At 61.6% G+C, this 8764-nt stretch carries 8 protein-coding genes; 1 reads left to right on the top strand and 7 read right to left on the bottom strand.

Features of this window, described 5'->3' with window-relative positions; all coding sequences use genetic code 11:
- Nucleotides 1-403 (top strand): hypothetical protein (locus tag KBZ15_RS12890; protein ID WP_255015596.1); only part of this gene is annotated, 403 nt, incomplete at its 5' end.
- A gap of 230 nt (nt 404-633) precedes the next feature.
- On the opposite strand, the gene KBZ15_RS12885 is transcribed toward KBZ15_RS12890, so the two are convergent.
- The 7 genes from KBZ15_RS12885 to KBZ15_RS12855 all read right to left on the bottom strand — a co-directional run bounded on the left by KBZ15_RS12885 (nt 634) and on the right by KBZ15_RS12855 (nt 8622).
- Nucleotides 634-1485, bottom strand: a complete 852-nt coding sequence (locus KBZ15_RS12885) for a bifunctional 2-polyprenyl-6-hydroxyphenol methylase/3-demethylubiquinol 3-O-methyltransferase UbiG (protein ID WP_255015595.1) — start codon at nt 1483-1485, stop codon at nt 634-636.
- The gene (locus KBZ15_RS18570) at nt 1482-2561 is read right to left on the bottom strand and encodes a glycosyltransferase family 4 protein (protein WP_255015594.1); all 1080 of its coding nucleotides are present in this window, start codon (nt 2559-2561) and stop codon (nt 1482-1484) included. Before KBZ15_RS18570 ends, KBZ15_RS12885 begins: the two co-directional genes overlap by 4 nt.
- Nucleotides 2558-3463, bottom strand: coding sequence for a hypothetical protein (locus KBZ15_RS12875; protein WP_255015593.1), 906 nt, complete (start codon nt 3461-3463; stop codon nt 2558-2560). The genes KBZ15_RS18570 and KBZ15_RS12875 overlap by 4 nt, the downstream gene beginning before the upstream one ends.
- A gap of 99 nt (nt 3464-3562) precedes the next feature.
- Entirely contained in the window at nt 3563-4345 is a 783-nt protein-coding gene (locus KBZ15_RS12870; RefSeq protein ID WP_255015592.1) for a bifunctional 2-polyprenyl-6-hydroxyphenol methylase/3-demethylubiquinol 3-O-methyltransferase UbiG, read from the bottom strand.
- 214 nt (nt 4346-4559) lie between these two features.
- Entirely contained in the window at nt 4560-5753 is a 1194-nt protein-coding gene (locus KBZ15_RS12865) for a glycosyltransferase (RefSeq protein ID WP_255015591.1), read from the bottom strand.
- Entirely contained in the window at nt 5750-7720 is a 1971-nt protein-coding gene (asnB, locus tag KBZ15_RS12860; protein ID WP_255015590.1) for an asparagine synthase (glutamine-hydrolyzing), read from the bottom strand. The genes KBZ15_RS12865 and asnB overlap by 4 nt, the downstream gene beginning before the upstream one ends.
- A 20-nt stretch (nt 7721-7740) precedes the next feature.
- Complete coding sequence (locus KBZ15_RS12855) at nt 7741-8622, bottom strand: bifunctional 2-polyprenyl-6-hydroxyphenol methylase/3-demethylubiquinol 3-O-methyltransferase UbiG (protein ID WP_255015589.1); 882 nt, start codon at nt 8620-8622, stop codon at nt 7741-7743.
- Between the last annotated feature and the right edge of the window lie 142 nt (nt 8623-8764).

Here is an 8764-nt window from a genome sequence, read left to right as displayed (position 1 = left end):
GTGGTGGAGCACGCCGAGAGCCATGGAGACCTGGATTGGAATGGGCTCCGCTCAGAGCCGAGAGGACGTTCTGCCGGAACGAGTTGCCTGGGCCACGTCGGCCAATGTGGGCCCCTGGCGTGGGGTCGCTCAGGAGCTGCAGCCCTCAGATGAATGGCTGGTATTCGAGCAAGAAAGCGATCAGGCCTCGGAGCTGTCGGGTGTGTTCTGGGGTGGGGTCGAGCTGGTGCTGGAGCTGCACAAGAGTGCATCGAGCTTGGAGTTGAGCTCGTCGAGCCGCTTCAGCCTCTGTTCGATCGCGTACCTCTGCACTTTCAGCTCGACTGTTGGATGCCAGTTGAGCTTCGCCAACAGCTGCCGCCACGGCGGCAGCGAGGAGAGGAATGCCTGCTTGCTGCGGTAGTTGAAGGGAAGCGTGTGCTCCGGGGATGGTGATGTGGTCATAGCTCGTGAACAGCGTGATCAGCGCCAGCAAGATTGCGGCAGCAACGGTGAGCTGGCCTTTTTTATCCACACTGAAAACCCTACCCATACCGGGGCCTTGCCGCTCACTGCATAGTACATCAGTACTTGGATGTTTGGTACGGCAGAGGTGGTGTGCCGAGGGCTAAAAACCGTAAGCGCCACGCGCCCCTACTCCGCGCCTGCTCCCTTGGCCTTAACCCCCACCACGCACCAATAAGGCGCCCGCGTCGAAAAGCGCAGATCCACCAACCCAGCAGCGCTGCACATCTGACGGATCTGGGCGCGGCTGAAGCGCTGCTCCAGGGGGGTGCCGAAGCGATCGCGGGCGTCGGTGCGGAGGGTGTAGAAGCTGCAGTGGCGGTAGTAGCTGAGGGGGAAGGAGGCCACTGGCAGGGCGGCGGCTTCTGCAAGGGATGCGAGGCGGGAGAGGGGCCAGTAGATGGTGAGGGCGATCAGGTCGGTGACGAGCTGCTTGGGGCGGGGCGGCAGGCGGCGGATTAGCAGGCGGGCGGCGTTGGAGAGGTGCCAGAGCAGGCGGAACCAGCGGGGGCGGTTGTCGAAGGCGTAATAGAGGTAGAGCAGCAGGGGCGCGCCGGGTTTGAGCAGCTCGGCGCAGGAGCGGATGGCGGCGGCGGTATCGGGCACGTGGTGGAGCACGCCGAGGCTGTAGCCGAAATCCTGGGAGTTGGGTGGCAGGCCACTGGCGGCCACTGAGGCCTGGTGGAACTGCACGTTGGACTGGTTAGCCAGGGTCTGGCGGGCCACGGCCAGGGCGCTGGAGGGATCGATGCAGTGCAGCCGGCCCACGCGCGGCGCCACGAAGCGGGCCCAGCGGCCGGAACCGCAGCCCATGTCGAACCCTTCTGCATTGGGCGGCAGCTGCTCCCAGGGAAAGATGGCGAAGTAGTCGCCAAACACGCGTTCGGCTTCCCCGGGAGCCATGCCCTGCTGATCGAAGCGATGCCATTCATCGCCGAAGCTGGCGACGGTGCGGGGGTCGAGGTTGGGACTCGTGCTCATCGGCTGGGGTGGGCAGCGACAGTTCGCTGAATCAAGTCGGTAAGTACGGGCAAGGCGCTGCGCAGGGAATAGCGCTGCTCCACCCACTGGCGAGCGGCTCGGCCCATGCGCCGGCGAAGCGATGGATCAGCAGCCAGGCGTCGAAACGCCGCCAGCCACTGCTCACACGAATCAGCCAGCAAACCGCAATCAGGCGACACAGCTTCCACATTGGCCCCCACGCGGGATGCCACCACGGGAATGCCGCAGGCCATGCACTGGATCAGCTTGTAGGCGCATTTGCCCCGGGCCCAGGGGGTATCCGGCAATGGCATCACACCCACATCGAATTGCTGGATCAGGGGCACTTCCTGCTCCAGGCTCCAGGGCTGCTCGATCACCTCCACGCCGGTGATGGCCGGGGCGGGGCCGCCCACCACCAACAAGCGCACGGGGCGTTCGCGAGCCAGCTGCTGCAGGGGCTCTACCAGCAGCTGAAGGTAGGGCGCCGTGGAGGGGCTGCCGATCCAGCCCAGGGTGAAGGGTTCGCCTATCCGCTCAGCTGGCGGGGGCTCGGCTGGGTAGAACTGATCGGTGTCGACGACCGAGGGCAGCACGGTGACGTTGCTGTTGAAGAGGCGGGCGTAGGCCGCCAGCGCGGTGTTGCCAGCGGTAACGGCCTCGGCTGCCGTCATCAGGCGATCGGCTTTGGCGCCGAGCAAGGGCTGGAGCGGGCGCAGGCGGCCGGAGCGGTATTTGAGGAAGAAGGCGTCGTCGCAGTCGTAGAGGAAGGGGATCTGGAGCAGCTGGCGCTCCAGCCAGCCGGGTAGGAAGGGCAGGAGCTCGCAGTGGACGATCGCCAGATCAAAGCGATCCGCCTGGCGCAGGGCCTGGAGACGGCGGCCATAGGCGGCGAGGAGGCCCTGTAGGGAGGGGCGACGACCGCTGAAGCTGCGCTGCAGGTAGGCGTTATCGAGCAGCGACTGGATCTGCAGGTCGATGCCAGCGGCGGCTAGGCCCGGCTGGAACTGCGACAGCCGCACGCGGTGGCTGGCGGCTTGGGGGCCGTAGAGGGAGAGGCCGAGAACGCGGATCACGCGAATTCGCCGTATTCCAGGAGGAAGCCGATCAGGCCTCGGAGTTGTCGGATGTGCTCTGGTGTGGGCTCGAGTTGGTGCTGGAGCTGGAAAAGAGCGTATCGATTTTGGAGTTGAGCTCGTCGAGCCGCGCGATCTCTCTCTCGAGCTGCCTCATCCTCTGCTCGTGCGCGATCTGCCGCTGCTGTTGTTCGATCTTCAGCAGCTCGTCTTCTTTCAGAAGCTGCTCTTCTTCGTTCTGCAGCTGCTGCATTCTCTGCTTGTATTCGATTTCTTTCCGATCGAACTCGATCTCTCTCAGCTCGTAGTCGACGACGGGTCGCCAATTCAACATCGCCAAGCAACGCCGGAACCAGGGCAGCGAGGAGTAGTACTCCGATTTGCTGATTGATCTGGGCGGTGCCGCCGAATGGGATGGAGACATGGCTGTAGGCCGAGAAGAAGGTGATCAGCGCGAGCAGGCCGCCGATGAACAGGGTGATCCAGCCTTGGATGTCGAAGAGCCAAACCCTACCCACGCCGAGCCTTTGCCGCTCAAGCCATAGTACACTAGTACTTGCGTGGCGGCCGGAACGGTATTTGAGGAAGAAGGCGTCGTCGCAGTCGTAGAGGAAGGGCAGCAGTTCGGCGTAGACGATCGCCAGATCAAAGCGATCGGCCTGGCGCAGGGCCTGGAGACGGCGGCCATAGGCGGCGAGGAGGCCCTGTAGGGAGGGGCGACGACCGTTGAAGCTGCGTTGCAGGTAGGCGTTATCGAGCAGCGACTGGATCTGCAGATCGATGCCAGCGGCGGCTAGGCCCGGCTGGAACTGCGACAGCCGCACGCGGTGGCTGGCGGCTTGGGGGCCGTAGAGGGAAAGGCCGAGAACGCGGACAGATATGCCACCGGCAAACTTTTTCAAAACAGAAGTCCAGAAGCAAAAGCTTCTATATTTTTTGAAGATAGACTGTGAGTTGCATGCCGGTTCCAGTGCCTCGCATAAAACGGCTGATTAATGGCTTTATAAAGGCGGGAAAATAGTAAATAGTGCAAGGGTCAATCCTTGATTCCGAGAGGACGAAGCCCATTGCTTCTTGATTAGTCTCGAACGATTTTTTGCGAATGAATACAAATGGTAGGGCGAATGCATTGGCGAAAGGTATGCACACAAAGAGGAGCCAGTTGCCTTAAGGTAAATTTGATACATGGATTCTATTAGCCAGCGAGAACTAGGAACTTCTATGTGCACTATTCCTCCGGGCTTGAGCCAGGCAAGAGCTTTCTCAAGGCATTCTCGGGGATGATACAGATGTTCAAAGACTGCACCAAAGGTGACAAAGTCGAACTCGGCTTCTGGCAAGACAGCGCCTTCAATCGATGAGTTGATAATTCTTGTGTCATCTAATCCAGTGAATTCGCGCGCTTTTGCACAGAAAGTGGAGGAAGGCTCAATGCCCCATGCATCGAACTTCGCTTGCGTGAGTGCGCGAAGAGCTTTACCTATGCCACAGCCAATATCCAATACTTTTACTGTTTTCGCATGAGCGACTTCGGCCCCAGCAAGTCGACAATAATCTTTTATTTGCCTGTTAAAATAGCTGGAGTCCCAAGAAAAGTAATTGTTTACCCAGTAATTCTCTGGTGGCACTTGATAGTGGTCAGAAATTGAAGAAGGGATTGGAAGGGGGTTTGGATAGATTAGCCTACAATTTTTGCACCGTTTGATCGTTACCGATATTCCCGTCAGCCCTGCCCTGGAGACGCCTTGGCGACAATTCAGCCGTTGGCCAAGAACAGCATTCATGGAGTCGGCGAATCCACACATTTCACAATGTGAAACAGCTTCAAATGAGTATCTTTTTAGAGGTGCTTGCATTTCCTTTGAGCTTTTGAGCTTGATACGCAGGAGACCGAAAGACGCAAGCGTGGATTAGCGATATAGCTAAGACTACCGCACTTCCTCTGCTGCGTCAAAGCGTGGCTCGGCCTTGCCAATAGATGCGGTTCCGATTCATAATCTAATCAAGGATTGAAGCATAGAGATCTCGGTAGGAAGTAGTGCCGGATTCGAGAGAAAACAACGCCTCAGCAGTGCGGCGGCAACGGTTAGCGAGATCGGGATGCTGCAAGAGCTCCAACAGCTCGGCAAAGCAGGCATCCATCTGCTCAGCACTGGATCCGCTCGCCATCACACCCACCCGGTGCTGGCGGATCACCTGCTCCACATCGCCCACGCCCGGATTGGCGACCACGGGCCGCCCGCAGCTGAGCACCTCAGCCATGCGGGTGGGGCTGCTGCCCAGCTTGCTGAGCCCTCCGGTGAAGAACATCACCGAAGCGGTGTGCTGTTTCACGATGGAAGGCATCTCGGCTGGAGCTGCCGATTGAATAAGCAGTCGATCGGCCCAAGAGGGGGCGGGATGGAGCGCAGCAAGAATTGCCGCTGGCGCATCTCGGCTGATCAGTTCAAAACGTGCTGTGGGATCGGCGCGGGAGATGGCCTCAAAAAAAGCCCTCAGCCAAGCGATCAGAAACCAGCCGCTGAGCACGGTGCCGATGCAGCCAATCACCAGGGGAGCGCCAGGGGCCGGTTCAGCCAGCTGAAAGCGCTGCAGATCCGCGCAGGTGGGAATCACAGCGATCCGCTGGCCGGCAAGCTCGCGGGGGTAGCGGCCCTGCAGATAGCCCACGGCTGCGTGGGTGAGCGACACCACGGCGCTGGCCTCCTGCAGGCAACGCCGCTCCAAAGCGAGCAAGGCCCGATGCAGCAGCGATCCACGCCGGAGATGGCCAGCGGTGATCAGCTCCTCGGGCCAGAGGGCCCGCATGTCGAAGATGAACGGCACGCCGGTGAGGCGATACAACAGCAGGGCGATCGCGGCCGGCACGTAGGAACGGGCATGCACCAGCTGGGGCCTGGGCCGGCGACGCCATTGCCAGAGGGCCACAAGCGCCAGCTGGGGGACCGCCAGGGCCGGCGCCCAGGGGCGCGGCTTCAATCGGAAGCGGAGCGGGATCCAACGCAGCCCCAGCTCACCGCACCGCTCGCGAGCCCGGTGAAGCAAGGAGTGAGCGGCAACGTCTGCCGGCTTTTCAAAGCTGATCAGGGTGATCTTGTAATCGCGGCTCAATCCGCGGATGTAGGGGAAGATCTGGCTCTGGCCCAGGGGCTCCAACAAGCCATTGCGGGTGAGATAGAGAACCTGCTTCATCCCCACTCCGCCAGCCACGCCTGCCACATCAACACGGCCCACAGCCTTGAGGTGTGATCAAACCGCCCACTGAGATGCTGGCGCCAGATGATTTGAATCGGTTCGGGGCGCAAATATCCCTGACGCTGCATCAGCCCTGGTTCAAGCAAGTCTTCTGCCCATTCCCGCAGAGGCCCCCGCAGCCACTGGCCAATCGGCATGCCAAAGCCTGCCTTGGGGCGCTCGATCAAGTGGCGAGGCACATGCTTGTAGAGGATCTGGCGCAGGACCCACTTGCCCTGGCCGCCGCGAATTTTCATGGCCATCGGCAGACGCCAGGCAAGGGCAGCCACGTGGTGATCGAGCAGAGGGGTGCGGGTTTCAAGGCTGGCCGCCATAGCAGCCCGATCCACCTTGGTGAGGATGTCGTTGGGGAGGTAGTTAAGCGTGTCGGTGGCCATCATTCGGGCCACGGCGTCGCCCGCCAGGCCGCCCGGTAGGGGCCAATCCAGCGGCGATGAGGGATCCTGCACCGGGTGGCCTGTGGTGTCGGGCTGGAGCAGGGTGGCCGGATCACGCCATTCGCTCACCAGGGAGCGGTATAGATCATCGGGAGTGCGCACATGGACCAGACGCTCGGCCAGCTTGTGGGCCTTGTGGCCAAGTTGGTGCACCGGCAGGGGCCGGCCGAGGGCATCCCAGCCGGCGGGCGGCAGGCTGCGAATCGCGTGCCCGAACCAGCGTCGCAAAGGCCAGGGCAGCCAGGCCAGGCGATCCCAGGCGCGGCTGCCCCAGAAGTAGCGGTTGTACCCCCCGAAGAGCTCATCACCGCCATCACCGGTGAGGGCCACGGTGAGGCCATTACGGCGAGCCTCGCGGCACACCAGATGGGTGGGCAGCTGGGAAGAATCGGCGAAGGGCTCGGGATAGAGCGTTGCCAGGCTCGGGATCAGCTGGCGGGCATCCGCTGCGGTGAGCACGGTTTCGCTGTGGTCGGTGCCCAGGTGCGCGGCCACGGCACGGGCATAGGGGGCCTCATTGAAGCCGGCCTCATCGAATCCGATCGTGAAGGTGCGCACGGGCCGGCTGCTCTGGGCCTGGAGCAGGGCGGTGACCAGGGAGGAATCCACGCCTCCGCTGAGGAAAGTGCCCAGGGGTACATCGCTGAGCGTCTGCTGTTGCACCGCTGCGGTAAGTGCCGCCTCCAGCGCCTGGTAAGCCTCCTGCGCATCGCCAAAGGGCTGCTGGAGTGACTCACTCAGCAGGGAACGGAAACACCACCAAGGCCTGGGCTCCGGCAGTTCTGCCGGTAGCGGCAGAGAGAGGCAGAGCAAGTGGCCCGGCAACAGTTGGCGAATACCGGCATAGATGCACTGGGGAGCAGCAATTACCGTGAAGCGCAGCAATGAGGCCAGGGCCTGGCGATCGATCGCGTTGGTGAAGCCCGGATAGGCCCGCAGCGCGGCCAGCTCCGATCCAAAGATCAGGGTTTGATCGGATCCACTTCTTGAGAATCCGTAATAGAGCGGCTTTTCGCCGAACCGATCGCGGGCCAGCTGCAGCCTCCGCTCGCGCCGATCCCACAGCGCCAGTGCGAACATGCCGGAGCTGCGTTGCAAGGTGGCCTCCAGGCCCCAGGCCTCAATGGCTGCCAGCAGGGTTTCCGTGTCGGAATGGCCACGCCAGGGGCGCTGCAAAGAGCCTGTGTTCTCCAGCTCCCGCCGCAGGGCCTGGTGGTTGTAGATCTCGCCGTTAAAGGCGATCACGTAGCGGCCGGTGGCACTCTCCATTGGCTGGTGGCCAGCTGGGGAGAGATCCAGGATCGCCAGGCGTTGGTGGGCGAGGGCTAATCCTGCGCTCGGATCACACCACACACCGGAATCATCGGGGCCGCGGTGGGCGATAGCGGAGGCCATCGCAGCGGCCTGGCCTGCCAAATCTTCAGCAGAGAACTGAGGGGACCTGAGCAAACCAGCAAGGCCACACACGATAGAAAAGGCCTGCCGACTTAGCTAGAAAAACTATACAGCACTTTAAAGCGGTTGCCTAGCTGGATCCCAGCAAAAGTTCTGCCGCCGAGGGTAAGAGCCGCAGCCGCGACTCGCCTCTTGATCCAATTACCCTGAGCATAGGGCCAGCCAGATTCCGAAACTTGCCAATACATTGGCTGCAGGTCAGGAAATCGCTGGCGGAAAAAGCGGGATTGGGCTGGTGCGGAGGTGCGAAAAAGATGGGTCGGCACGCCACAGCCGATCTCGGCCGGCTTGAGGCAATGCTTTACGCCGCCGAAGAACCGTGCCGCCCAGTACACGGGTGATGGATTGGTCTCCAGCGGCCCTTCCACAAACAAAAGGCCACCGGGCCTGAGCCGAGCCAATAAGCCAGCAAGAGTGGCGGCGGGATCTGGCAGATGCTCGAGCACATCGCCAAGGTGAATCACATCAAAAAGCTGACCGGCGTACGCACGATCGAGATCGGCCACGGTGACTACAGAGCAGCCCGCATGAACTGCAGCAGCGGCTGCAGCGGGCGCATCAAATTCCACGCCATAGGGATCAAAGCCCTCGGCTTTCACGGCCTGGAGAAAGTGACCGACACCACAGCCATAATCCAGAACGGTGGATCCAGACGGTGCGAACTGGCGCAAAAGGGCGGCAGCCTGTCGATAGGGTGTCAGATCGTTGGCGCTGTAAAAGGAATCGTGGTAATTGGCCTTGTCATACATCTGCGCAAAGCAGGCCGCATCGGGCACCGGGTCAACAAACACCGTGCGGCAATCCCGACAGCGCACATAGCGGAAGATCTGGTTGGCGAAACGGATCGCGTAGGGAAAGGCTGGCCCTGAAGCCTGGGCCTCACAGAGCGGACAGGGGCGAGGTGCCGCCGTCATATCTTGGCTCCCATGGAACGGAAGTAGGCCAGATAGTGATCCGCAATCCGGGGTACGGCGAAATCCTGGGCACGGCGACGCAGGGCTTCGTGATCATGTGACTCCAGCAAACTTGCCTGCATTGCAGCGGCCAGAGCGGTGA

This window comes from Cyanobium sp. BA20m-p-22 (assembly GCF_024346275.1).
Taxonomy (GTDB): Bacteria; Cyanobacteriota; Cyanobacteriia; order PCC-6307; family Cyanobiaceae; genus Cyanobium_A.
Note: the sequence above shows the minus strand (reverse complement) of the source record. Positions and strands in the feature narration are given on the sequence as shown.